Origin of the sequence: Chryseobacterium paludis, from assembly GCF_025403485.1 — a bacterium.
In the GTDB taxonomy this organism is placed as follows: Bacteria; Bacteroidota; Bacteroidia; order Flavobacteriales; family Weeksellaceae; genus Chryseobacterium; species Chryseobacterium paludis.
Genome location: NZ_CP099966.1, coordinates 4,339,502 through 4,366,340, shown reverse-complemented (window position 1 = coordinate 4,366,340; position 26,839 = coordinate 4,339,502). Strand labels below are relative to the sequence as shown.

Sequence of the window (26,839 nt, the reverse complement as noted above, 5' to 3'; positions counted from 1 at the left end):
AAAATCAAAAAAATAACGCAATATTTAATAAAAAAATTGCACAATTAGAAAATAGTATTATATTTGCTATAATTACGAACCAACTTTAATATTAAAAATTATGAACAAGTCTGAATTAATCGACGCAATCGCAAAAGATGCAGGAATTACAAAAGTTGCAGCTAAGTCTGCTCTTGAATCTTTCATTTCTAATGTAACTACTACTTTAAAGAAAAAAGATGGAAAAGTTTCTTTAGTAGGATTCGGTACTTTCTCAGTAGCTGAGAGAGCTGCTAGACAAGGTATCAACCCTGCAACTAAAAAACCAATCAAAATTGCTGCTAAAAAAGTTGCTAAATTCAAAGCTGGAGCAGATCTATCTACTGCAGTTTCTGGAGCTAAGAAAAAATAATCATTCAGATTACAAAATTCAAACCTCATCTTTCGATGAGGTTTTTTTATGTAAATACATTTTTTATTAAACTTCTTAAGGTGCCAACCGTGATATCTTCCAGTCGATATCTTCAAGTTGATAAATAATTCTGTCATGCAGCCTGTTTGGCCGTCCCTGCCAGAATTCTATTTCATAAGGTTTTGCTATATAGCCACCCCAGTTTGCAGGTCTTGGAATTTCATTCTTTTCAAATTCTTTTTCCAGTTCTTTCAATTTAACTTCTAAAAACTCTCTATTGGGAATAACCTGGCTTTGTGGTGATACTACAGCACCCAACTGACTTCCTTTTGGACGAGAGTGAAAATATCCGTCACTCAGATTATCTGCAATTTTCTCTAAATCAGCTTTTATAATAACCTGTCTTTCCAACATTGGCCAGAAAAAATGGAGGCATGCTTTATGATTTTTTTCTATTGCTTTTCCTTTTCTGCTGTCATAGTTTGTATAAAAAATAAAACCCTCATAAGTATATGCCTTTAGCAAAACCATTCTTGTTCTCGGGCAACCATCATCTTCCACTGTAGAAATTGCCATAGCATTCACTTCAGAAGTACCCGCATTCTCAGATGCCTCAAGAAACCAGTCTCTAAATTGTTCAATAGGATTTTGTTTTATCTCACTTTCAATAAGTTGGGATTTCTCATACACTTTTCTCTTATCGTGAAGGTTTTCCATAAATATTTTTTATTAAATTTGAGTATGAATTACTCATACAAAGGTAAAATATTAATTTCCACACCCGATATTTCCGGCGATATTTTTTCCAGATCAGTAGTCCTAATTGTAGAACATAACGAAAGTGGCGCATTCGGCTTAATATTAAACAAAAAGAACAGCCAGATGAGTACTAAGTTCAAAAACTTTTTCGATTTTAAAATCGAGGTATATGATGGCGGACCTGTAGAAAATGACAAGGTATTTTTTATCGTAAAAGGGAAAAAAGTAACTGAGATCTACACTGATATTGCTGATGGGTTTTATCTTACAGAAGACATTGAGAACATCATCAGTGCTGTACTTAGTGGTGAGCTTAATATTGGTGATGTTAAGATCTTTTCCGGATATTCTGGCTGGGCTGCAAATCAATTAGATAGTGAGGTTCAGAAAAAAATGTGGACAGTAGTGGACATTTATAATTTGGATTATACCTTACCGAATGACCAAACCTTATGGAAATCTATTATGCAAAATCTCGGCGGCGAGTATTTACTCTGGGCAAATTCCCCTGAAGACATCTCGTTGAACTAATTCGGTACTATTCAAAATGTTGCAAGTGAAAAATTAACAAATTTTAAGCTTATGTTAACCAATTTTTAAGAAAGAATTCACGTTCTTTGAATAACTAAAAAGTCATTGAAATGAAAATCCTAAAGCAAATTATTTTATTTTTCTTTCCGGAAGTATTTTTAACTCTGAAACCTATAAAGGTAAGACGATCTAACAAGTAATTAATACGATAAAATGAGCGGGTCTCATCTCGTCAATTTTAGAAAAAAATACAATTTCTGATTTATTCAGAATAAAACCCGGTAAAGGACTTTGGAACTTTTGTTGTTTACCGGGTTTGTCAATTTTAAAAACTTTTTTTCCAGCTTTCTACCAATTCTAAAAAACGGAAATTTTCAAAAGTTTTATTTCTTATTTTTCCTATAGAAAAAATACCTTTTTCATCAGAAATCATTAAGATCTCTTCGGCTTTTTGAGATTCAAATGCGATAATCTCGTGTTCCTGAATATCGGCAAGATTATTCTTATGTAAAAAAGTAACAAAATTCTCCATTAAAGGCGAAATATAAGCTCCCTCAGATTGCTTTGGAACTTTAATTACATCACCTTCTAAAAACAAAAGATTCCCTGAAGTAGACCTTGCAATCCTTTTATTGGGATTAAGCAAAATAACATCATCCAGATCATTCTCCTGGGCGTAAATTCGTCCATAGATATTTTCAGGACAATGAACCCTGATATTGCTTAGCAGATTATTATTTACGTTGATCTCTTTGATCAGATCCAACTCCAAAGGTCTTTGATGAACATGAAGTATATCATTCATTTCTTCAACTTCATAAAAGTAAGAAATGGATGATTTTGCCAATGTCAGTCCATCTGTATTTCTAAAAACCTGAAAATTAATAATCCCGTTTTCAATACCTTTCCCATCGATAACATCCTTTTGAAAAAGGGATTGAAAAAACTCAAGGGTATAGGTCAGAGGAATATTCATTCTCATCTTTCTCATGGATGCCATTAAGAAGAAGTAGCACTCTTCATCCATGATAAGTTTCGCTTCTCTTACGAAAAAAGAAACCTTTACAGCATCTCCCAAAAGGAATGCTCTATTCTTCACATTCAATTCTTCTGAAGTAAAATATTGATTTTCCAATGTCTGATTTGTTTATAAAAAAATAATGAACGATAAATCGTTCATCAGTTTTATCATTTTGTACAGCTTGCCATTAAGCTGCACCTAATTTTATTCTTAGATTTTCTATAAGATTCTCCCAATACATTGCATTTTCCTCTTCATTACCTTCTTCACAAAAGTCTGTAATATTTAAAGCTAAATCTTCAGTAATATCATCAATTGTGATTGTCATTTCAAAGAAATTCTTTGTCCCTTCATCTTCCTCCCATCTGAAACGTACGAAACCTTCTGGCTTATATCTAATCAAAGTGGCCTTTTCAGCAGGGCCTCCGCCCCAGCTGAAAAAGAAGTCATCCCCTTTCTCTACTACCTCATCTGCAAACCATTCAGATAATCCTTCTGCAGTCGCCAGATACTCATATAAAATCTCTGAAAGACAATGCATTGGAAATTCGTAATGGACTTTAAGTTTCGCCATATAATCTTTGTTTTATCGTCCCGCAATATATAAATTAATTTTTTTATTACACAAAAATGTATTTACTTTTTTATACAATATGTATGATATTTGTCACGGCTGTTAAATCCAAATCATACAAAGCTTTAAAAGCAAAAGATCCGATGCAAAGCATAAAAAATCTCTTCTTTTTCAGAAGAGATCAATATTTAATTTTCGTTCAATACATCAAGAATAATTTGGCACCCTTCTCTTATTTCATCAAGGGATATCGTTAATGGTGGGGAAATTCTCAGGTATTCATTTCTGTACAATTGCCAGAATACAACCAATCCTTTCTCCATACATTTCTGAGCTACTTTTAAAGTATATTCAGGTGCTCCTAAGTTCACAGCCAGCATTAATCCGCGTCCATTTACATTTTTAATCTTAGGATGTACAAGCAGCTGTCTGAAAAGCTTTTCTTTTTCATCAACCTGATTCATTAAGCCACTTTCTAAAACTTCTTTTAATGTTGCATGACTGGCAGCAGCAATAAGTGGATTACCTCCAAAAGTGGTAATGTGCCCTAATTTTGGAGAATGAGACAGGCTGTCCATGATTTCTTTGGAACTCATAAAAGCACCTACCGGAACACCTCCTCCCATTCCTTTTCCCATCACCAGAATATCAGGAACAATTCCATAATGTTCAAAAGAAAACAATTTACCTGTTCTTCCGAATCCCGGTTGAATTTCATCTAAGATAAGAAGAGCCCCAACTTCTTCACATCGTTTCTTTAACTTCTTTAAATAATCATTTTCCGGAACCAAGAATCCCGCTGCTCCCTGTATTGTTTCTAATATGACACAAGCTGTTTTCCCGGTAATCTTATCTAAGTCATTTTCATTATTGAATTCTATAAAGGACACCATGGGTAAAAGGGGGCGAAACTCTCTTTTATGGTATTCATTTCCAGAAACACTTAATGCCCCATGGGTATTCCCATGATAAGAATTTTTAAAAGAAACTATTTCTTCCCTTCCTGTATATCTTTTTGCCAGCTTTAAGCTTCCATCTATAGCCTCAGCCCCACTGTTTACTAAATAAGTAATTTCAAGGGGATCTGGAGTAGCTTCTGCAAGTAGTTTACATAAGGCTACAGGCTTATCCTGTGCATATTCTCCATATACCATGACATGAAGATACTTATCTGCCTGCTCTTTGATCGCATTAACTATTTTGGGATGAGAATGCCCCAATGTATTGGCAGAAACTCCGGCTACAAAATCGAGATACTTTTTTCCATCTGTGCCATATATATAGCTTCCTTCAGCTCTTTCAACTTCAAAACCGGCCGCAAATTGTGTGGTTTGTGCCTGATAGGTAAAAAAATCTTTTTGCATTTCAGAAATATTTTATAGAAATATAAATCAGATATCTTCTTTAGAAACTTTCTTTATCTTAATTTTAGATGTATTATCATAGTCAAACTCGGAAAGTTCTTCCAGTTCGTTATTAATTTTTTCTTTCCAGTCTTGAAGCTTTTGAATGTTTACTCCGTAAGAGGTTTCTTCATTCATTAAGGCCTGAGTCTTCATAAATTCGGAAGTTAGATTATTAAAAACCTTATCAGCGTAATCAAAACCTTTCCAAAGTTTATTTTTATGAATTAGAAGTTCCTTACGCATTTTTCGGGCGTATATTTCAGATAGATTGAAATTTGCCTGTTGATAATCTATCATTGCCGGAATATTCTTTGAATCAAGGTCTAATGCTGAAGAATTACCAGAAAATTTGTTTATGATATTCTTATTAAAATTATTATTAAAAACATTAAAACCCCTTAGCTGATATGAAAAATTGATCGATGATCTTATTTGAACATTAGTATCATGAATGAGCAATTTATAATCTTCTTTCTGCAGTTTTCTTTCCTTGCTCCATAAAAATTCATCTTCTTGTAAATTCTGTGAAAAAATTATTAAAGGAAACAATAAAAATAATAGTAACATTTTTTTCATAACTACCTCTTATTTTCTAACCCTTTTAGGCTTTTTAGCTTCTTCTTTTGCTTTTTCTTTGTCAATTGCTTCTTTGGCACTATCATAGAGCTTATTATCAGCCTCATATTTTATCTCTTCATAACCAGGAGTATCAACGAGTATATCCTGCCATTTCCTGATCCTGTCTTTTGTATTCCAATTAAAGTCTGCAAACTTACGTTTTGAAGGCTCAATTTTACTCATTGGATAGGTGTCTGAATTGGCACCAATATTACAGGAAACGATTTGAAGGACTCTGTTTTCGAACATAGCATCTATAATCCCACATGAAGTAAGGGTTATCCCAATTCTTTCATTCTCTTTTGTCTTTTCATTAAAATCATCCGCATAACTGATTGATTGAGCATTTCCTATAACTTTTGTTTCTTTTACTTCGCTCTTTTCGTAATAAACCGTCATCAGCTTGCCTTTCACCTGGTTAAATTCATCTTTAAGATTAAGAGAATCCACTTTACTTATTGCAAAAGCGTTTCCTATGACCTTCAATGAATCCAGATCCTCTGTTGTACTATTAAAGTAGGCTTCTATTTTATCTCCGGTCACCTGCTTTTCTCCACTCCATAAAATTGGCGCGGTATACATATGCATGATTCCATCCGTTTCATTGAACGCAATTGAATCTGCACGTCCCTGAGCATTGGATTTATAAAATCTTCCTTTCCTGAAAGCTCTTAAAAAACTTTTTTTCTTTGTTACATCTGTTTCATCGGGCTTTTGATAAGAAATAATCTTTTCCGCTGCAAAATAGATAGAATCTTTCTCCAGAATTTTTACTGCATATGGGCTTTTAGTAATCATTGAAGAATCTTTCTTTTGAAAAATTTCTCCATACCCCCCTTTTACATATCTTTTTTCTTTAGGGTCATCCAGAGTTACATTTCCTGTTCCTGTTCCAAAACCTGTAAGCTGATTGAAATACAGATCGTCTCCGGTCAATATCTTATCATTGTAATGTATCCTTGAATTCTTATTAAGGTAAGCCTCTTTAGAATTCATTTTATAAGTACCTCTTTCGGTATATATATAATTCTTGGGATTAACACGATTTGTTATGGTAGTCGGACCAAAGAATTCAGCAACTTTGGTATTCTGATTTTGTTTGATATTAGGTCCTTCAATGATATAATCAGGTGTATCAATTTTTACATTACCCACAAAATCAATCAATTTGGTATCCAGAAAATAGGTAGCTGACTTTGTATACATTACGTTCTGTCCGTCAGATATAGTACCACCGGTATTAAAATAAGCCAGATTCGAAAGCTTATCATAGTATAAGATCTCTGTTCTTATCGTTTGTTTGGGATCTGTAAGAACTACATTTTTCCTGGCAACTCCTTTTTGTGTATTGCCATCATATTCCATTTCCCCAGCTGTAATAACGGAGCCATCAGTATTTTGAAGTTTAGTATTTCCTATGGCCTTTACGAAGTTTTCTTCACTATACAATATCACTTCATCAGCAGTAAGAATAGAACCTTGATTTTCAATTTTTACATTTCCCTGAAGATATTGGTTACCATCATATTTTGCAGGATCTTTTTTTACAAAATCTGCGTGGATTATTTTTATTTTATCTTCAGGTTTTGTTTGCTGAGGTGCACTTGTTACCGGAGCTTTTAAATAAGGATCCCTTTGCGCAGGTTTTTGTTGATCTTGCGCAAAAGTAAAAGTAGAAACAAAAAATAACAGAAAAAGGATCAGTCTCATTGATTAGTCATTCTTAATGCCATAAAAATATAGCGAATGAGAATCAATTTTTACGCCAAAAGCGTCTTCAATTGCTTCTTTGATCCCTTGAATTCTAGGATCACAAAATTCAATAATTTCCTCTATCTCTTTGTCTGAATCTTTTTTGTAGATTACTAAATGATCATGTTGCTTATCAAAATAAGACTTTTCATAAGATGAAGACGTTAGTGTTTTTTCTCCAAATTGATGTTTACGGATTAATCCTGCATCAAGAAAAATCTCAATTGTGTTATAAATTGTTGCTTTGGAAACATGATATTTCTTCTGCATCATCAGAAGATACAGATCATCCACATTGAAGTGGTGATCCATATTATAGATCTCTTCCAATATGGTGTATCTCTCAGGAGTATTTCGGAAACCCTTTTCCAATAAGTAGTTTCTCAAAACATCTTTGATAAGAGCTATATTTTTTTCTTTTTGTATAGTATCCATTAAAATAATTATCTACAAATTTATTAATTTTTATTTAAATAGATAGTATGCTTATTACTTGAAGCTTAGAAGTTATGACGCAAAAATCCAGCCTGTTCTATTTTTTTATCATATAAGGTCTCTTCAGTGATCGGTGCAGATTCCACAACAACATTGTGTGAAGTAACCCCCCAAGCCTTAAAGTCATCACTTCCGATGTATTTCACGAAGTTATAAATATTAAGTGTGATTTTCTGTTTTACCGTCAAAAGTATATCGTTGATATATGTATTATCTATAATTACATATTTGAGGTCCGGAGGTATATTATGAGCTCTTAGAGACGGATGACTGCTTCTGGAAGGTATAGTACCATCTGCCATAAGATCTTTCAAAACCATATTAAAATAATCATTGATTCTACGGTCGACTTTAAAACCTAAAAGGAAATTAACCTTAAAAACCGTACCTGGTAAAATCTCATCTACAGTATATTTAAAAGTATATGGATCTTCCTGATTAACAATGCTCAAAATAAAATAGTGATCAGCTCTTTTCGGTTGTTTTTTAATGATAGAATAAATAATTTTTGATTCTACCTCATCATTCCTTTTTGCTCTGCTCAGGTAAGCAAGGTTTGTGGCATATTTAGGAATAGTTTCATCCAGTTTCATGTCTTTGATGATGGATACATATTTATCAATTTTAACGTACTGAATAAAATTGGCTTTTATTAATCGTCCGTTATACCAGGCATACATACAAACCGCTATAAATCCACCCAATACCATTGTTAACCATCCGCCATCAACAAATTTAATCACATTCGCATAGAAAAACCCTGATTCAAGGAAAATATAAACGACAGCAAAACCTATTATAAAAACCTTACTGACTCTGGTTCTACTTAGCCAATACAGCAATAGAATAGTAGTCATTAACATGGTTATGGTAATCGTTAAACCATAGGCCGCCTCCATTCGTTCGGATTTCTGGAAGAATATAACCACTACAAAACAGAATGCCATTAATCCCCAGTTTACTCCCGGAATATACATCTGTCCTTTTATCCCTGAAGGATATTCGATATGTTGATTTGGCCAGAATGAAATAGACATTGCTTCTGAGAACATGGTAAATGATCCTGTAATTACAGCCTGACTTGCAATAATAGCAGCAGCTGTTGCTAAGATCACTCCAGGAAGAACCGCCCATTGAGGCATAATTCCAAAGAAAGGATTAACTCCGTTAAATACCTGATGGTAGTTATCTAATAACCATGCACCTTGTCCAAGATAATTAAGAATAAGCATTAATTTAACAAAAACCCAGCTTATTCTGATGTTTTTAGCACCACAGTGTCCAAGATCTGAATATAAAGCTTCAGCACCCGTTGTACAAAGGAAAACAGCTCCCATGATCACAATAGCGCTTGATGAATGGGTAATAAGATTATATGCATATATTGGATTGAATGCTCTTACAATCTCGATATGATCAAAAATATGAACCGATCCGAAAGCCCCTAAAGCAAGAAACCATGTCACCATAACAGGTCCGAAAAATTTACCTATGGAAGCGGTTCCAAATTGTTGTACAACAAATACAACAAACAGAATTACCAGGGTAATAATAACTACGGGGGTTTCCGGATTATATATTTTCAATCCTTCAATAGCTGACATAACAGTTAATGAAGGAGTAATGACACTATCCGCAACAAGTGTTGATGCTCCAATAATCGCGACGACATAGAGCCACTTTTTCTTAAGTTTTTTTACGAGCGAATAAAGAGCTAAAATCCCACCTTCACCTTTATTATCTGCTCTTAGGGCGATAATTACATACTTTATCGTGGTTTGGAGTGTCAATGTCCAGATGATACATGAAAGCGCACCTTCAATATATTCATCAAATGGCATCGTAGCACCATCCTTTCGGGCATTCACGATTGCTTTCATTACGTACAATGGGGACGTTCCAATATCTCCGAAAACAATTCCGAGAGAGACGATAACCCCTACAAATGAAAGCTTCTTTAGGTCAAAATGATGACCCCCCTCTGTAACTTCTGCCATATCAGCTAATTTTAAAAGCGCAAATCTACACTAAATTTATGACCTCAAGAACTTTTCTTCATGCATAGAATAAATGAAAAAACTTCCTTTCGGAAGTTTTTCTCTATGATTTAATATACATTGCATTTTTAATTTCCTCTTTCACTTTTTCAAGTTTAGGGAACCATTCTGCAAACAAAGCCGCTGAATATGGTGCAGGAGCATCAGGAGTAGTAATTCTCTTGATAGGTGCATCTAAATAATCAAACGCTTTTTGTTGTACCATATATGCAATTTCAGAAGAAATAGACGCAAATGGCCACGCTTCTTCTAAAATAACCAGTCTGTTTGTTTTTCTAACAGAGTTTAAAACAGTATCGTAATCTAATGGACGAACTGTTCTAAGGTCTATTACTTCTACAGAAATACCTTCTTTAGCTAAATCTTCTGCAGCCTGAATTGCTACTTTCATAATTTTACCAAAAGAAACTAAAGTTACATCCTTACCTTCTTTTTTGATATCTGCTTTTCCGATAGGCAAATAGTACTCTTCTTCAGGAATTTCCATTTTATCACCATACATCTGCTCAGATTCCATAAAGATTACAGGATCATTATCCTGGATAGCTGTTTTCAATAACCCTTTTGCATCATAAGGATTTGAAGGTACAACCACTTTAAGTCCCGGACAGTTAGCAAACCAGTTTTCAAAAGCCTGAGAGTGTGTAGCTCCTAATTGACCAGCAGAAGCTGTAGGACCACGGAAAACAATTGGACAGTTCCATTGTCCCCCACTCATCTGACGGATTTTTGCCGCATTATTTATAATCTGATCAATTCCTACTAAAGAGAAATTGAATGTCATAAACTCTACAATAGGTCTGTTCCCATTCATTGCTGCACCTACTGAGATCCCTGTAAAACCAAGTTCAGCGATTGGTGTATCGATTATTCTTTTAGGACCAAATTCATCCAGCATTCCTTTTGAAGCCTTATAAGCACCGTTGTATTCTGCAACTTCCTCCCCCATTAAATAAATGGATTCGTCTTTACGCATTTCCTCACTCATTGCCTGTGCAATTACCTCACGAAAAGTATATTCTGCCATAATTTCTTTGAAAAATTTAGAGTACAAAAATAGTGTTTTTTTATTATACACATAATAAAAACGACATCTCATTTAAATGAAATGCCGTTAATTAATTTTTTATTTAAACCTTATTAGTTTACTTTCTGCCAGGTTTGCGTTCTTCCTAATAAAGATAAACCTACATATCCTCTTACATTTAACTGATCTCCGGTTCTTGTAATGGTACATTTATAAGTTTTCCCTGTCTTAGGATCTGTAATTGTTCCTCCTGTAAATTCATCACCATCTTTCTTCAATCCTTTGATGATCTCCATTCCTAAAATAGGCTTTCCTTTTCTTTCGTCTTTACAGTTCGTACAATTAGGATCAGCAGGTTTTATAAGTAACTGTGATACTTTTCCGTAATACGACCCATCTGTTTTCTTGTAGATCTCTACGATAGATTTTGCCTGTTTTGTTTCGTCATCTATTGTCTTCCATTTGCCTTCTATTTGTGCAAACGACATTACACCTACTAAAGAAAGAACCAGGGTAAATAATAATTTTCTCATATTCTTGTTGTTTTAATTCTAATAAAATATTTCTGTTGTCTATTTCATTGCTAAAAATATAAATTAATTTTAAACAAACAAAAACATTTATTATCCTAGGCATATATAACAATACACATACCAAATGTAATAGTTAAACACTTCTTAAACATTAGTTCAGTTTTCGGTTGATAACACGATCCATATAATCCTGATACCAAGCTTTTGCGATTTCTTTTCCTTTTTCAGTTTCCGGAGTTTTTAAATGATCAACAAGATTCTTTTCTAAACCAAGATCTGTTTTATCATAAATCCCAACTATATTTTTTCCGTCAAAACGATAAATATAATTACCAATGATAAACTGCTCAGCTCCACCATCTGAATTTGCAATAATAGCAGGATACTTTTTATCACTCACTAAGCTTCTTCCCCAGCTCCTGATCTTTTTATTATAACCTATTAAATCTGCTAATGTAGGATAGATATCAATTTGCTGAGCTTCTTCATTATTCACTCCTTTTAGTTGGTATTCAGGATTTGGCGAATATAAAATAATAGGAACAGAAAACCGGTTCATACTTTTTTGATATTCAGGATAATAGATCTCATTGGTATGATCACCTGTGAAAACAAAAATGGTATTGTTGTACCAGGGTTGTTTTTTTGCTGTTTCAAAATACTTCTTTATAGAATAGTCCGTGTACTGTATAGGCTCATGCATCTGATTTTTTCCTTTTTTAAATTTCCCCTGATATTTTTCAGGAATTTTAAATGGATGGTGTGAGGAGGCTGTAAAAACAGTAGCCATAAAAGGTTGTGTTTTCCCTACATTTTTAGCAAAATACTGTAAAAAAGGTTCATCCCAGATAGCCCACATGCCATCAAAATCAGCATCGTTATTATATTCTGTCTTTCCAAAATAATGTTTGAAGCCCAGAATATTACCGAAACCTAAAAATCCCATTGATCCATTAGGTGCGCCGTGATAGAATGAAGTATCATAACCTAATTCATTACAAACAGAAACAATAGACTGTATCTTTTGATTGGAATAAGGAGAACTTGTAAATGCATCTGTAAGACTTGGAATTCCAGCAAGTACGCTGCTCATCCCATGAATGGACTGTCTTCCATTGGCAAAAGTATTTGGAAAAATTAAACTTTCATTCGCCAGACTGTCAATAAACGGAGTATAAGAAACATAATCCTTTATATGTGTATCTTTATTAAAAGCACCTGAGTATTCCCTGCTGAAAGATTCAACAATAAAAATCACAACATTAGGGCGATTTGTTATTTTCCTGTCATAAATTTTATAAGGCTGAATATTATCATTTATAAATTTCTGATCTACAAAATGAACTTCTTTAAAGCTATTAGTACCCAGTGTTCTGAAAAAAGAAAATGTACTGTTCAAAACCAGATTTCCCTGAGACGGAACTTTTACAAAACGATTGGCATCTACAAGATTAATCGGTCTGGTACTGTGTCTGAAATCACCACGGATACCACCTATAACCAATACTGTAATACCACAAAGACAAAGAATAGATAGAATAAAATAAGGAATCAGTTTCACAGGCTTACGTTCCGTAATTTTCACCTTTTTATATAGAAAAACCCATAATGCCATTAGAACCACAAACCCAATAAGAATAAAAGGATTCTGTACAATGGATGCGGCAAATACTTTAGCAATATTGGTCTCATGTTTTGCAACCTGCAATGCTGCGGAAGTTAATCTTGTTTGTGCAAACTTGAAATATACAAAATCACCAAAGTTCATTGCATAAGCGATTCCGTTTGTAATAAAGTAAAGCCAAAACAACACCTTTTGATAGACTTTTTTCGTATTAATAATAATAGGAATAAGACTTAATAAAATAAATAAAGAATTAACGTACAAAATTGCCGTTGTATCAAAGGCTATCCCATGATATGACAGACTGAAATAGTCTGAAATGGAATCCACCTTTATGAGATCTTTGTTAAAATACCAGAATAAAAATCTGGCGATCTGATAAAAAACATATGCCAAAAAAATCCTGTATAACAATACCAGAACTTCCTGTTTTCTAAATTCTTTAAAAAATTTCATTCGGCAAATTTACATCAAATTCGTATTACTGTATTTTTTAGTCGGTAATATTTTCATATAGAATTTTTAAAAAATGTAATTTTGTGATTATGAATTTTATTAAAAACAATCTTGCCAATGCATTTACCTTAGGAAATCTGTTTTCGGGATGCGTCGGTGCGGTTCATCTGATCCTGGGTGATTATCAAACAACTGCTATCTGCCTTATTCTCTCGCTGGTTTTAGACTTTTTTGATGGGTTTATCGCCAGAGCTTTAAAGGCTAATTCAAATCTTGGAGTCCAACTGGATTCACTTGCTGACATGGTAAGTTTTGGCTTTGTTCCAGGTCTAACAATGTTTGTAGCTCTTGCAAATAACGCTTATACAGATATTCCATGGTATTGTTATTTAGGCTTTTTGATCACTGCTTTTTCGTGTCTGAGATTAGCAATTTTTAATCTGGATGAAGATCAGCAGTATTATTTTAAAGGACTGAATACCCCTTCCAATACTATTTTAATCTTCGGACTGTATTATGCTTTCAGGGAAACCCAAGGCTTTGAATTTTTATTTCATAATACCTATTTAATGATTGCTTTAACAGTGGTTCTCTCATTGCTTTTAGTGAGTCCTGTTAAAATGATCGCAATGAAATTCAAATCGATGAAACTGGAAGATAATTACCCAAAACTGGCTTTATTGATCGGAGCGGTTGTTATTTTAATTATATTTAAAACTGTTGGAATTCCAATGGTTATTATTTACTATATTTTAATTTCACTCTTATTTCAGAAACAACTTAAATAGAAACTAAATTTGTATCTAACAAATTACCATTCCATTATCAAATAATAAATCAATGAATTTAAAATTATATAAACCACTTTGTGTTTTTGACCTGGAGACCACAGGAACTAATATCGGAAAAGACAGAATTGTGGAAATCTGTATTTTAAAAGTAAATCCTGATGCATCAAGAGAAAGTAAAACATGGCGTATCAATCCTGAAATGCCTATTCCATTGGAGTCAAGTTTAATCCATGGTATATATGATGCTGATATCAAGGATGCACCTACTTTTAAATCAATTGCTTCTAAAGTTATGGAGATGATTTCCGGTGCAGATCTGGGTGGGTTTAATTCCAATAGGTTTGATGTCCCTCTTTTGGCGGAAGAACTTTTACGTGCAGAAATCGATTTTGATCTTAGTAAATTCAAACTTGTGGATGCGCAAACCGTTTTCCATAAAAAAGAACCAAGAAACCTTGGAGCCGCTTATCAGTTCTACTGTGGAAAAACTTTGGAAAACGCACATTCAGCAGAGGCAGATGTGATGGCTACTTTTGAGGTATTGGATGCTCAGGTTGGAAAATATGAAGATGTTCCTAATGAGATTGCTGCTTTAAGTGAGTTTACATTCCATAACAAACATGCAGATCTAGCTGGTTTTATAGGTTTTAATGAAAAAACAGAAGAAGTTTTCAACTTCGGAAAATATAAAGGACAGGGGGTAAAATCTGTTTTCCAAAAAGACCTGGGTTACTACGGTTGGTTGCAAAATGCTGATTTCCCATTGTACACGAAGAAGGTATTCACAAAAATTCAGTTATCCAGTAAATTTTAAAAAATGTCTGATCTAATTCGATTCAAATTTTACGAAACCGCTCTTGAAGCTAACAGGGACAAACAGATCCTTGCCGAAAAAGGCATCCAGAGCTTCATTGCCAATGAGCAGCTTATTCAATCGGATTGGTTACTCTCTCAGGCTGTGGGTGGAATTCAGCTACAGGTCTTTGAAGAAGATATAGAAAAAGCAAAACAGACTTTGGAAGATTATAAAGAGAATGAAAAATATGCTCTTGAAGTGGAACATACAATTAAAGATTCTGAGTTTGACTTTGTATGTCCAAAGTGTGGTTCCAATCATATTTACAGGGATGACAGTGCGACCAGCTTTTTTGGAATTTCAATTTTAACAAGCCATAAATTTGTTTGTTATTATTGTGAGAATAGATTTACACATTAAAAATAATTTCATTTAAAGGAGGTATCAATAATTAAAGATTACTTTGTACCTCGCAATGACAAAATAAGAAGAATATGAAAATCATCTGCATCGGAAGAAACTACAGTGAACATGCTAAGGAATTGGGAAATGAAATCCCTGAGAAACCAGTTATTTTCATCAAACCAGACACTGCCGTTTTAAAAGGTAATGACTTTTACCTTCCGGAATTCTCTAAAGATGTGCATTATGAACTTGAGGTTGTATTGAAAATTTCAAAAGGTGGAAAGTACATCCAGAAAGAGTCAGCACATAAACATTATGATGAGATCGGTTTGGGAATAGATTTTACGGCCAGGGATCTCCAAACAGAACTTAAATCTAAAGGTTTACCCTGGGAGCTGGCTAAAGGCTTTGATGGCTCCGCTGTAGTGGGAAATTTCTTTAAAAAAGAAAATTATAACCTGGAAAATTTACAGTTTTCATTATTACAAAATAAAGAGGAAGTTCAGAATGGCAACACCAAAGATATGATATTCAGCTTTGATGATATTATAGCATTTGCTTCACAATATTTCACATTACGCGTAGGTGACCTTATCTTCACTGGAACTCCAAAAGGGGTTGGAAAAGTTGAAGAAAATGACATCTTGGAAGCATTCCTTGAGGATGAAAAAATTATGGATATCCGAATATTATAAGTATTTAACAGAGCATTTTATCATTTTTTTCTTATCTTTAGATAACAAAATTAAAGGTTATGATAAACATTGTATTGCCCGTAGATTTTGGGGACAAAACGGAACAACTTGTAGATGGTGCTATAAAGTTTGCTAAAGAAGTAAATGGCAAAATCAACCTTATCCATGTTGCACCTACAGACATTGGCTTTGCCATTGGCGATATGGGATTCCAATATTTTCCTGAAGTTGAAGAAAATGAAATCAGAGAGGAATTGGTACAGCTTAACAAACTTGAACAAAGAATTCTCTCCCATGACGTAGAATGTGAACATCTTTTAAAACAAGGCATTGCCAAGGATATCATCCTTGAATATGCTAAAACAAAAAATGCCAGCTATATTGTAATGGGCTCACATGGAAGAAGCGGAATTTATGATGTCTTTGTTGGAAGCCTTACGAAAGGATTAACAAAGAACTCAACGATCCCTGTTTTGGTACTTCCAATACATGAATAAGAGAAATTAAATTTTAATCGTTATAAAAAAGCCGATCAAATATTAAATTTGATCGGCTTTTTACTATATAACCAATTAATTAACCTTCTTTTTTATAGATACTAGGATCATAGTAAGGATGTTTACCCTCCGTAGGAGAATAATAGTCTTTATCTTTATTACTTCCAAGTGTAACCACAAGTACATAACACCAATAAGTGAACAGTACACAGCAAACTACAAATAGAATCCAGTTTAAAACATTTCCAAAGGTATCAAAAAAGCCGAAAGACCATTTGAAAACTTTGCTTAAGAATAGAAAGAAAGACGTCATTATTTTCCTTTTTTAAATTAACTTTGTACAAATTTATAAAAAATGTTTAAATTACTTTCAAAAGAAAGCAATATTTTTTCAATTCCTGTTTATATTGGTTTTCTTCTTTTAATAGTAATAATATTTAACATACTGAATTTCAACACTTATGAAGCAATTGTTGCCGGAATTACATTCTTAGGAATTGCCTTAGGATATTTCTGTTTTCATAGTATTGCACTGAATTATCAGACTCATCTCCCATTATTCTTATACTCATTTTTCATTTTTGGTCTTTATCCTGGAGATCTGGATATTGGAATTGCGGTTTCACTTCTTACAAATTCTTTTCTTTTACTTCTTCTTACAAGTGCAAATGAAGATGTCAGAAAAAAATCATATGTTCTGGTCGGAGCTATTGTTGCATTAAATTTTATTTTTTTACCGACCACCTGGCCAATGGCTGTTTTCGTGGTTATTCATGTTATTGCAACTTCTGAAAGAATAAGTTTAAATATCTTCAGATTTCTGCTTGGAATCGTTCTTATTGTTTTCAGTTATTTTTCAGTAATGTTTTTCTTAGATTTTACTACCTGGAACCTGGATTATTTTCCATTTGGAAAAATGAAAATTATAACTGATTACAAAGGTATAATTCCTTTACTTCCGGTTGCCCTGATGCTTGTATATGCAGTATATGACCATTTTAAAAATTATAACAAAAAAAGTCCGATAAGCAGATATAAATATACGTTCCTGCTTGTCTTTTCTTTGGCTCAATTGGTTACCATTATTCTGTATATGAATAAGAGCTACGAGTATTTACTGCTCCTGGCATTTCCTTCCAGTATCATACTGAGCAGGATGATGCGTTTTTTACCCAAATACTGGATGCAGGAAGTCGGCTTATGGCTGATTATTATTAGTTTGGTTACCTTTAAAATAGGTACTTATTTTAATTTATTTTAAAAAAGATTATGATTCAGATAGACGATAAATTAATTTCTGAGGAAATATTTTCCGAAGATTTCGTTTGTAACCTTACAAAATGTAAGGGTGCATGTTGTGTAGAAGGAGATGTAGGTGCTCCGTTAGATAAAAATGAGCTTGAAATTCTAGATGGCATTTTTGACAAGATAAAGCCCTACCTTACAAAAGATGGGATAAAAGCCCTTGAAGAACAGGGAACATGGACAACAGATCCTTCTGATGGTATGTATGTAACACCTATGGTTGAAGATCGTGAATGTGCCTATGTTACTTTTGACGAAAAAGGAATTACAAAATGTGGAATTGAAAAGGCTTATGAAGATGGTGCTGTTGATTGGCAAAAACCAATTTCTTGTCACCTGTATCCGATTCGTGTTACTGAGTATTCTTCTTTTACAGCTTTAAACTACCATGAATGGTCGGTATGTGATGATGCATGTGCTCTTGGAAAAGAACTGCATGTCCCAGTATACAAATTCTTAAAAACACCTTTAATACGAAAGTATGGTGAAGAGTTCTATGCGGTTTTAAGTGACGCTGCTGATGAATGGAAAAAAGAATATGGAAATTAAAAAATAAAACCGCAGATTGCTCTGCGGTTTTATTTTTTATAGATGGTTATTATTTAATTCCCAGCTCCAACAGCTACTGGTTTAGTTTCTTCTTTTTTAGCATTTTCCCAACCGTCTTCAGGCATTAGCGTCGCCACAATTCTACCTTTTGACAGGTATTTTTTAGCAACATCCTGTACATCTTTCACTGTCAGAGCCTTTACTTTCTCCTGATAGTTCAGGATTTCGTATTTATCACTTCCATCCAACTGATTTTTCGTTAATGAATTCATCCAATAGCCATTATCCCTCATATTGGTTTTATTATCATTGTATTCCCCTTCTTTATACTTATCCAGATCTTTTTGCTCAGGTCCTTTATCAATTAGTTTCTGGAGTTCAACTAAAGCACTTTTCGTAAGCTTTTCAGCATTTTCCGGTCCACATGGAAAACTGATACTGAAATTATAAGTTCCATAAGGTACTTTAGACATGCCTCCTCTGGCACCACCTCCATAAATTCCACTTTCATCTTCTCTTAGCTTTTCAATAACTTTAATGGTCACTACCTGTCCCAATGCTTCTAAAGCTAATGCTTCTTTTTCATTATACGAGGCTTCACCACTATAGGCAATGGTTACCATACTCTTAGGGTCTTTACCTTTTTTATAAATTTTGGTATAGTCTCCAGTCATAGGTCTGTATCCTGTATCTTTAAACATAGTTGATTTTCCTGTTGAAGGAAGACTTGCAATATATTGTAAGACCTCATTTTTAAATTGAGCTTCGTCAATGTTTCCTACAAAATAAAACTGAAAATTCCCTGCATTGGTAAATTTCTCTTTATAGATATCATAAGCTTTCTTATAATCTGTATTTGCCCAATCTTTTTCCATTGGAATAAATCCTATAAATCTTGGATTTTTCTGATTGATAAATTTAGCATGCTCATTTGAAAAATAAAACTGCGGATTAGAATTCAGGTTATTCAACATGGCGGATTGTTTTTCTTTATAGGCATTGAAAGCATCCGGGTTGTAATTTAAACTGGTAAAATAAGCATAAATCAACTCCATTGCCGTTCCCAGATCTTTTCGGGTTGTTCTTCCTGAAATACCTTCAGTCATTGGCCCTATTGAAGGATTCACACTTACTTGTTTTCCTGCAAGATAATTTGTAAGATCGGACTTTGAATATCCACCCACTCCGGCTTCGCTTAATGCAGCGTAAGCAAACTGAGTTTTATTAAACTCTGCATCAGGAATTAAAGAACTTCCACCTAAGCTTTTTGCCGAAAACACGATTTCATCATCTTTGAAATCTGTTTTCTTAAAAATAACTTTCGCGCCATTGCTTAACGTCCAGGTTGTTGTTCCTAACTTGGCATCTGTTTCAGTCTTTGCAATTTTTCCTTCAGATTTGAAGGGTTTTACCAAACCTTTAATTGTTGCTTTTTCCTGATATGGTTTTAGATCAGCCATTTTTACTCCTTCAAAAGTAGTAAGAACCATTGCCTCTGTAGGCATTGTGACATTGTCTTTTTTAGGTCCTGTAAGAATTACTACTCTGCTGTCATCTTTTACAAACTTCTTAATAACATCATTCGTTTGAGCCAGTGTTACTGTAGGTAAAAATTTCTTGGTATCTTCATATTCCCAAGCAATTCCAGGCATGGGCTCCTGCTCCAGAAAGTTTCTTACATATTCATCTACCAACATGCGGCTTTCCGTTTTATCCCGGTTGTTGTATGTTCTTTCAATGTCCGATATAACTTGTGATTTTGCTCTGTCTAATTCGGTTTGTGTAAATCCAAATCTTTTAGCTCTTTCAACCTCTTCTAATAGAATTTTTAGTGCATTCAGTTGATTTCCTTCTTTTACCATAGCAAACCCCTGAAAAGCTTCTTTACTTCTGGCGTACGTGCCACCATGATAAACTGAACCGAATGTAAAAGGAGGATTGTTAGAATTGATCAATTCTCTAAGCCTGTTATTAAGCATTGTAGTGGTAACATTCTCTAAAACACTTTGATTATACTGTTCAACTGTAACATCCGGTTGATACGCTTCTGAATCTTTCATGATAAACTGCACCATCGAATTTGTTGCATCTGGATCTGTTTCAACAGCAACTAAAGTTTCTTTATGGTTTGGTAAGTCAAAGGTTTTCCTTTCTCTTGGCTTAGTTGGATTTTTATAAGAACTAAAGTTATCTTTTATCTTCTTTTCAACTTCATCCACGTTAATATCTCCCACTACTACAATCGCCATCAGATCCGGTCTGTACCAATCCTGATGAAATTTTCTGATGACATCCAGACTGAAATTTTGAAGCACTTCTTTTTTACCAATTGGTAGTCTGTTTGCATATTGAGAATTATACAATAATTTAGGCAGATATTTATCCATCATCCTTTTGTCCGGTCCTAATCCTAATCTCAGTTCCTCAAGAACCACACCCCTCTCTTTGTTGATCTGCTCATCAGATAGTGTGGCATTAAAAGCCCAATCTTCCATCACTTTAAGACCAGCATCTAAGTTTCCGGGTTTATCTAAGGGAACGGGTAACATATATACCGTTTCATCAAAACTTGTATATGCGTTCAGGTGTTGTCCGAATTTCACTCCTATAGATTGTAAGAAGTCTACCAATTTGTTATCCGGGAAATTTTTAGTCCCATTGAAGTTCATGTGTTCCATGAAATGGGCAAGTCCTCTTTGGTTTTCATCTTCAAGAATGGATCCGGCGTTAATTGCTAACCGAAAATCCACTTTCTTTTCGGGAAGAGTATTTTTCTTGATATAATACTTCATTCCATTTGGAAGAGTCCCGGTTTTCACGGAAGGATCCATTGGAATATTCTGTGCAAATACATTTGCAGTCAGACAAAAGACTACTGCAAATGATGATAAAATTGTTTTCATAAGGTCATAATTTCTTAGCTCCTAAAGTAGAAATTATTCACAAACTATGGAAATTTATCAACCTGTAATTAAGTTAAAGTTGAGTTAAATACCTAAAAACAAAAAGGTTGAGCTAGCTCAACCTTTTTGTTTTTAGATTATGTTATTGACAGATTATTTAAAATCTGCATCTGTTACGCCAGAATTAAGTACAATTTTAGTTGTTTTAATAACTACTTTTTGTCCGTTTCCTTCAGCATTTATTTCACCAGGAAACTTTAATCCATCTACAGTCATATAGCTATTTACAATAGCTGTTCCTTCTTTTGACTCTGTTTTATATAATAAACCAGTTGCTGCATCGAAAAAGTATTTTCCTTTATCTGAAGTTAGTACATTAAAGTCTTTACCATCTATTTTCTCTACAGTCACTGTTTGGAAAGTAGTAGGGTCATATCCTAATGCATCAACCGTTTTTCCTTTTTTAAGATCAGCAATTTTATCAGCAGGAATATCCATTTTCTTTCCCATCTGATCAAAAGTTCCTTTTTCACCATCAAACATTTGAGTCATTTCCTGTCCCATTACACTTTGAACAGATTTGAACTTATTTCCCATCTTTTTGGTACTCATAGAAATCTCCATTCCCTGTACACTAAGTGTGTTATCAGTTATAACGGTTTTTATAGCTTCTAATTTGTCTTTTCCTCCCAAAGCTTTAAGATAATTATCAATTACTTCTTTAGATGTCAGTTTCGATTTGGTTGCTTCTGTTTTTACAGCAGCCGTTTTTTGCTGTGCTGCTACTGAAGTGGAAAAAAGCACTGCACAGAAAAATGGAATGATTATCTTTTTCATATATTTTAATTTATTGCGTAAATATAGCAATATTGATCGATATAAAATCTAAGAATCTTACAACAAAAAACCACCATAAAAATGGTGGTTTTAAAATATTTATCTTAGAAAAGATTATTTTTTAAGCTCTTCTAAAAATTCGTCATGCGAAATTTCAGTTTCTTTTTTGCTCGCTTTTTCAAGAATTACATCTTTTAATTTAGTCATAGCAACTTCAGAAGAAATTTGTTTTACCTGCTCCTGATCTTTCAACATCTCAACAGCATATTTTTGAACCTCTTCATCTCCTAAATGGTGAATTCCATAGATTGCCAATTGGTTTCTTACTAATTGCTCAGCTTGTGCCAGAACATCAGCATAATCCAGTTGAATATTGTTATCACTCATCAATTTACCTTCGATGATCTGATAGCCCAATTGTTTTTTCTCAGCTTCTAAGATTTCTTTTGCCTGCTCTTCAGATTGGATATTCTGATTAGAGAATAATAACCATTTTACTAAGAAAGATTCCGGAAGTTTTACTTCTTCTTTCTCTGTAATTTGTTCCAATACTTTATTTACGAAGTGAACATCAGCATTTTGTTGGAAATATTCGTCTAATTCAGTTTTTACTTTTTCTTTAAGCTCTTCTTCAGACTTGATATTTCCTTCTCCATATACTTTATCAAATAAATCCTGATTAAGTTCAGCTAAGTTTAAGCTATAGAAATCTTTTACTTTAACTTCAACTTCAGCGTGGTGTAAATGCTCAACTTCTTCTTTAGAGAAACCTAATTCTTTAGCTAATTCTTCATCACCAGCAAGAGTTTCTTTAGAAACTTTTACAGATCCATCCATTTTTAAAGCTTTAACTAATTTGAAAGCTTCTTTGTTTTCAGCTGTAATCGTAGCATTCTTTGGATGGTGGTGGTGCTCTCCTTCAGCATCTTCTTCCACTACCTGAGAAATTTCTAAAGCAATATAAGAATCTTTAGTGATCTTATCCTGAGGAACCTGCTCAGCGAAACGCTTTTGCATGTTTTCAATGCTCTTTGTGATTTCTTTATCAGAAGCTTCTACTTTATAATGTGGAGCTTCATATTTAGCTAAATCTATTGTGAATTCAGGCTCATACCCTACTTCAAAAGCAACTTCAAGTTGTTCAGCATTATGATTGAAATCATTTACAGGCTGAGGAACAGGCTGGCCAACTAATCTTAACTTGTTATCATTTACATAGCTATTTAAAGCATCAGAAACTTGCTTGTTGATCTCCTCGAATGCAATACCTGCTTCATATTGTTTTCTAACCATACTTAAAGGCACTTTTCCTTTTCTGAATCCAGGAACTTGCGCATTTTTAGCATAATTAATCAACTGCTTTTCTACTTTGTCTTTGTAGTCAGATTTTTCCAATGTTACAGTAAGTAATGCACTTACGTCATCATGGTTTTGTGCGGTAACCTTCATTATTGATTAAAATTTTAGGTTGCAAAAATATGAAAATTTTATCAAAATAAACTACTAAAGATAAATTCTTAGGCATCAAATATTTATAATTAAAAAACCACTGAAATTTTCAGTGGTTTTATTTATCTTGTAATCTTCTTAGTTACTGATCTTGTACGTAGCTTGTGCATCTGTTTCACCTCCGGTTTGAGCTCCATATACAACTCCATTTCCACTCACAGCAGAAACTTCAGAAACCGTTGCAGGCTCATGATACAAAGTAAGAATAAGTTGACTTTCTGTAGATGTATTTTTTACAGCTTTACTCACCACCCATTTTGTTTTAAGTCCTACATGTTTACCATCTGCTCTAGTAGAAGCTGCATCATCGGTACGGGTTAAAGTAAGATCAGAATTAGGGAAATTATAAACTAAAAAGTGTTCATCTTTCGCGTCTTTAATTTCTTGGGTTGCATCCTCATTACCATTTTTAAACTGCACTTCTACCTCATATGTTTTTCCATCCACTAATTTAATAGTTTGCGCCCCTCCAGCACCAACACTATAATTATAAGGCACTGTTACCTGTGTGGCAACATCTTTTACCAATAAGATAATATTGGTAAGATCTTCCTGAGGAAGATCATCTTCTTCCGCCGAATTGTCTCTCTGACAAGAAACAATAGAAAAAGTGATGAATAAAATGGCTAATAGTCTGATAATATTTTTAGTACTAAATAATTTGTTCATTTTTTTTAATTTAAATTTTAAAATCTTGATTTGTAATTGTTGAATATTAGAAACGATATCTAACATTCAGAATGAAATTTCTTCCTGCCTCATCTGCAAAAAATCTCATGCGATTAAGATAATCTCTATATGAAACATTAAACAGGTTATTGACAATAAGTCCTGCAGAAAGGTTTTTACTGATATTGATACCTGTCTGGATATTCCAAAGTGAGTATCCGTTTGGTGGAGTGCTGAAATCTACTATCTTATCTACTTCAGCACCATTTTCAAAAATAGTCACTGGAGCATTATGAATAGGAAATCTATTCTGTTTTAAAAATGTTTGATTCTCAAGACTGAAATAGAATTGATTCCAATTTTCTTTTTTGAATTGCAAAGCATTAGAAAAATTGGGAGGCATCATTAAGATTAATGGTTCGTTGTGGGTATCATCCTGGCCGTTTACATAGCTTCCCTTTGCAATATAGGTAAGATTGTTTGTAATCTTTAAATTGATATCTAGATCTACCCCATACATTCTTGCGTCGATCTGTTGATATGCCCATACCGGAAATACTCCTCTAATTGTATTTTGTACACCAGTCGGAATTTCGTTGATATAGTTTTTGGTAATAAAAAAATAAGGGTTCACAGAAACATTCAATCCCTTAAGAACATTGAATTTCGCATCCGCAACTAAATTCAACTGATGTCCCTGTTCATTTTTTAAACCCATATCACCAATTTCTATTACAGCAGCTGAATGATGTAATCCGTCTGAAAACAATTCAGCAATATTGGGTGTACGCCCTACCTTGGCATAGTTAAATTTTAAATTAAAACTTAAACTTGGATGATATTCCAGCCCAGCATTGAAAGAAACATTTCCATAATTAAGCTTCGGACGGGTTAGTATTCTGTTTTGATCTGTTTTTACATAAAATTGCGGATAAGTTGCCTTATATAATTTATCCCAGTCACTCTTATCATACCACTTTGTTACGTCATAACGATTAAAATCATATCTTACCCCTGCCTCAGCGTTCAATTCACTAGAAATTTTATATTTAAAAATAGAATAAACGCCAGCTGAGTATTTGTCATAATTAGGGATCAGACGCCTGGCTTTTGTAGCTGGATCTGAGTAATTATTTTGAAAACTAGCATCAATACCTGTTTCCAATGACCATTTTTCTCTTTCTAGTAAATTGTTCAGATTAAACTGATGAGTCATTAATGCTAAATCCAAAGAGGGGATATCTTTTAATTCTCCTCTTCTAATATCATATTCTTGTCTATGGTTATATTGAAAACTATAGGTTGCAGAAACTTTACCAATATTTTCGAATCTTTTAAAAGCCGAAATTTTAGCAATATGATGTTCTATTACCTGCCTTGGGTTATCAATATCATAACTGAAAGTTCCAGTGTAAACAGGAATATTCAACGTCATAGCATTATAAAAGTCATTATTATTTCCTACGTGTGAACCTCTGTAAATTCCAATATTCTGATTGGTAAGATAATAATCGAAGGAAATCCCCTGTTCATATGAATTCTTCTGAACTGTAAAATTAAAAGATGAAAAATCCATTCCTGTATTCATCAAATTATAATCCGGAGTATGCTGATCACCTAGTTTTTTAATTGATCCCCCCGATTTTACAGCCCATCCATTTTTCCATGTTTTGGCAACATTTACATCTAATCCCAGACCTTTTCCATTAGAAATACCTGAAAGACTTACAGAACCTCTTACCGTATCTTTTTTAGGGAAAATTTCCGGTTCCAAAACTATAACTCCACCAATTGCATCACTCCCATATTTCAAAGCAGAAGCTCCTTTAATGACATCTATATGCTGGAAATTATTAATATCTACGTTTGGAGCATGTTCCACTCCCCATTCTTGCTCCGCCAGCTTAACTCCATTATTCATAATGGCAATTCGGCTTCCATATAGTCCATGAATAATTGGCTTTGAAATATTATTTCCAGTTTTTAAAGCAGTAACACCAGAAATCTTAGACAATAAATTACCTAAGTTATCAGTAGAGTTTTTCTCTATTTCCGATTTATCAATTGTCTTAACAATCAAAGAACCATTATTTTTATGGCTCCCATGTATAGTCACTGTTTCAATATCCTGAACATGGTGTTCAAGGATAATGGTTAAGTGAAGATCCTGATTAACTCCTATATTTTCAGTATAATCATGACAATCAGGATGCTTTGCAATGAGATTATAAGCTCCCGCAGGAATTTTGTTAAATAAAAACTTACCTTTTTTATCCGTTTTAGTCGTAAAGTTTCCAATTTGTACTATAGCATTTTGCAATGTGCTTTTATCATGAAAATCCTGAACGGTACCTTCAACGGTATAAGTTTTTTGTGCGTTTGTTAGTACTAATCCACAAAAGATCAGCAATAAACTATATATCAATTTCATTGTAAATAGATAGATTGAGTACTTTAAAAAGTACATTTTCAAAAAATTTGTTTTTTTGGATTTTTTGTACGGTTTAAGGTGTACAAAGTAAAATGTATAGTCTATTGAATGTAAATTACATCTCTACAAATACATTTAATCTTAACCATCTTAATAAATTAATGACGACTTAATGGACTAATTTTCCAATATTAAGCAACCTTTAAAC

General features: G+C 33.5%; 26 protein-coding genes. 9 read left to right on the top strand and 17 right to left on the bottom strand.

Annotated features, from left to right (window positions below):
* Nucleotides 1-100 precede the first annotated feature (100 nt).
* Nucleotides 101-391, top strand: a complete 291-nt coding sequence (locus tag NG806_RS19805) for an HU family DNA-binding protein (RefSeq protein ID WP_034682524.1) — start codon at nt 101-103, stop codon at nt 389-391.
* A gap of 75 nt (nt 392-466) precedes the next feature.
* Here NG806_RS19805 and pdxH read toward each other — a convergent pair whose 3' ends face one another.
* A complete protein-coding gene (gene pdxH / locus NG806_RS19800) occupies nt 467-1,108 on the bottom strand; it encodes a pyridoxamine 5'-phosphate oxidase (protein WP_214832866.1) in 642 nt (213 codons plus the stop codon).
* Nucleotides 1,109-1,132: 24 nt separating this feature from the next.
* On the opposite strand from pdxH, the gene NG806_RS19795 reads away from it, so the two are divergent.
* On the top strand, nt 1,133-1,681 hold the full coding sequence (locus NG806_RS19795) for a YqgE/AlgH family protein (RefSeq protein ID WP_214832867.1): 549 nt from the start codon (nt 1,133-1,135) through the stop codon (nt 1,679-1,681).
* Nucleotides 1,682-2,006: 325 nt separating this feature from the next.
* On the opposite strand, the gene NG806_RS19790 is transcribed toward NG806_RS19795, so the two are convergent.
* The 10 genes from NG806_RS19790 to NG806_RS19745 form a co-directional block, all read right to left on the bottom strand.
* Complete coding sequence (locus NG806_RS19790; protein WP_214832869.1) at nt 2,007-2,816, bottom strand: aminotransferase class IV; 810 nt, start codon at nt 2,814-2,816, stop codon at nt 2,007-2,009.
* 73 nt (nt 2,817-2,889) lie between these two features.
* Nucleotides 2,890-3,276, bottom strand: coding sequence for an START-like domain-containing protein (locus tag NG806_RS19785; RefSeq protein WP_089027585.1), 387 nt, complete (start codon nt 3,274-3,276; stop codon nt 2,890-2,892).
* 188 nt (nt 3,277-3,464) lie between these two features.
* Nucleotides 3,465-4,640, bottom strand: coding sequence for an aspartate aminotransferase family protein (locus NG806_RS19780; RefSeq protein ID WP_261511113.1), 1,176 nt, complete (start codon nt 4,638-4,640; stop codon nt 3,465-3,467).
* A gap of 27 nt (nt 4,641-4,667) precedes the next feature.
* Complete coding sequence (locus NG806_RS19775) at nt 4,668-5,249, bottom strand: hypothetical protein (RefSeq protein WP_261511112.1); 582 nt, start codon at nt 5,247-5,249, stop codon at nt 4,668-4,670.
* An 18-nt stretch (nt 5,250-5,267) separates the two neighbouring features.
* The gene (locus NG806_RS19770) at nt 5,268-7,010 is read right to left on the bottom strand and encodes an OstA-like protein (protein WP_261511111.1); all 1,743 of its coding nucleotides are present in this window, start codon (nt 7,008-7,010) and stop codon (nt 5,268-5,270) included.
* A 3-nt stretch (nt 7,011-7,013) separates the two neighbouring features.
* Entirely contained in the window at nt 7,014-7,487 is a 474-nt protein-coding gene (locus NG806_RS19765; protein WP_089027587.1) for a Fur family transcriptional regulator, read from the bottom strand.
* A 65-nt stretch (nt 7,488-7,552) separates the two neighbouring features.
* Nucleotides 7,553-9,544 carry a KUP/HAK/KT family potassium transporter gene (locus NG806_RS19760; protein ID WP_214832873.1) on the bottom strand — a complete coding sequence of 664 codons (1,992 nt, stop codon included), beginning with the start codon at nt 9,542-9,544 and terminating at the stop codon, nt 7,553-7,555.
* A 103-nt stretch (nt 9,545-9,647) separates the two neighbouring features.
* Nucleotides 9,648-10,631, bottom strand: a complete 984-nt coding sequence (locus NG806_RS19755; RefSeq protein ID WP_214832874.1) for a pyruvate dehydrogenase complex E1 component subunit beta — start codon at nt 10,629-10,631, stop codon at nt 9,648-9,650.
* Between the two features lie 113 nt (nt 10,632-10,744).
* On the bottom strand, nt 10,745-11,164 hold the full coding sequence (locus tag NG806_RS19750; protein WP_214832876.1) for a DUF2147 domain-containing protein: 420 nt from the start codon (nt 11,162-11,164) through the stop codon (nt 10,745-10,747).
* A gap of 151 nt (nt 11,165-11,315) precedes the next feature.
* Nucleotides 11,316-13,244, bottom strand: a complete 1,929-nt coding sequence (locus NG806_RS19745) for an LTA synthase family protein (protein ID WP_214832878.1) — start codon at nt 13,242-13,244, stop codon at nt 11,316-11,318.
* Nucleotides 13,245-13,333: 89 nt separating this feature from the next.
* Here NG806_RS19745 and NG806_RS19740 point away from each other — a divergent pair, with 89 nt between their 5' ends.
* From NG806_RS19740 to NG806_RS19720, 5 genes are all read left to right on the top strand, one after another.
* A complete protein-coding gene (locus NG806_RS19740) occupies nt 13,334-14,032 on the top strand; it encodes a CDP-alcohol phosphatidyltransferase family protein (RefSeq protein WP_261511110.1) in 699 nt (232 codons plus the stop codon).
* Between the two features lie 52 nt (nt 14,033-14,084).
* Entirely contained in the window at nt 14,085-14,849 is a 765-nt protein-coding gene (locus NG806_RS19735; RefSeq protein ID WP_261511109.1) for a 3'-5' exonuclease, read from the top strand.
* Nucleotides 14,850-14,852: 3 nt separating this feature from the next.
* A complete protein-coding gene (locus tag NG806_RS19730) occupies nt 14,853-15,251 on the top strand; it encodes a DUF2007 domain-containing protein (protein WP_214832884.1) in 399 nt (132 codons plus the stop codon).
* Nucleotides 15,252-15,325: 74 nt separating this feature from the next.
* Nucleotides 15,326-15,931 carry a fumarylacetoacetate hydrolase family protein gene (locus NG806_RS19725; protein WP_214832886.1) on the top strand — a complete coding sequence of 202 codons (606 nt, stop codon included), beginning with the start codon at nt 15,326-15,328 and terminating at the stop codon, nt 15,929-15,931.
* A gap of 59 nt (nt 15,932-15,990) precedes the next feature.
* Nucleotides 15,991-16,428 (top strand): universal stress protein, encoded by a 438-nt coding sequence (locus NG806_RS19720; protein ID WP_214832888.1) that lies wholly within the window; start codon nt 15,991-15,993, stop codon nt 16,426-16,428.
* Nucleotides 16,429-16,507: 79 nt separating this feature from the next.
* Here NG806_RS19720 and NG806_RS19715 read toward each other — a convergent pair whose 3' ends face one another.
* Nucleotides 16,508-16,741 carry a DUF6341 family protein gene (locus NG806_RS19715; protein ID WP_214832890.1) on the bottom strand — a complete coding sequence of 78 codons (234 nt, stop codon included), beginning with the start codon at nt 16,739-16,741 and terminating at the stop codon, nt 16,508-16,510.
* Nucleotides 16,742-16,783: 42 nt separating this feature from the next.
* Here NG806_RS19715 and NG806_RS19710 point away from each other — a divergent pair, with 42 nt between their 5' ends.
* A complete protein-coding gene (locus NG806_RS19710; RefSeq protein WP_214832892.1) occupies nt 16,784-17,689 on the top strand; it encodes a DUF6427 family protein in 906 nt (301 codons plus the stop codon).
* A gap of 8 nt (nt 17,690-17,697) precedes the next feature.
* Nucleotides 17,698-18,282, top strand: coding sequence for a DUF3109 family protein (locus tag NG806_RS19705; protein ID WP_214832894.1), 585 nt, complete (start codon nt 17,698-17,700; stop codon nt 18,280-18,282).
* Between the two features lie 53 nt (nt 18,283-18,335).
* On the opposite strand, the gene NG806_RS19700 is transcribed toward NG806_RS19705, so the two are convergent.
* From NG806_RS19700 to NG806_RS19680, 5 genes are all read right to left on the bottom strand, one after another.
* Nucleotides 18,336-21,185, bottom strand: coding sequence for a M16 family metallopeptidase (locus tag NG806_RS19700; protein ID WP_261511108.1), 2,850 nt, complete (start codon nt 21,183-21,185; stop codon nt 18,336-18,338).
* A 153-nt stretch (nt 21,186-21,338) separates the two neighbouring features.
* Nucleotides 21,339-22,022 (bottom strand): hypothetical protein, encoded by a 684-nt coding sequence (locus tag NG806_RS19695; protein WP_214832898.1) that lies wholly within the window; start codon nt 22,020-22,022, stop codon nt 21,339-21,341.
* 114 nt (nt 22,023-22,136) lie between these two features.
* A complete protein-coding gene (locus tag NG806_RS19690; RefSeq protein ID WP_214832900.1) occupies nt 22,137-23,471 on the bottom strand; it encodes a trigger factor in 1,335 nt (444 codons plus the stop codon).
* 138 nt (nt 23,472-23,609) lie between these two features.
* A complete protein-coding gene (locus tag NG806_RS19685; protein ID WP_214832902.1) occupies nt 23,610-24,200 on the bottom strand; it encodes a hypothetical protein in 591 nt (196 codons plus the stop codon).
* Between the two features lie 46 nt (nt 24,201-24,246).
* On the bottom strand, nt 24,247-26,631 hold the full coding sequence (locus tag NG806_RS19680) for a TonB-dependent receptor (protein WP_261511107.1): 2,385 nt from the start codon (nt 26,629-26,631) through the stop codon (nt 24,247-24,249).
* Nucleotides 26,632-26,839: the final 208 nt, after the last annotated feature.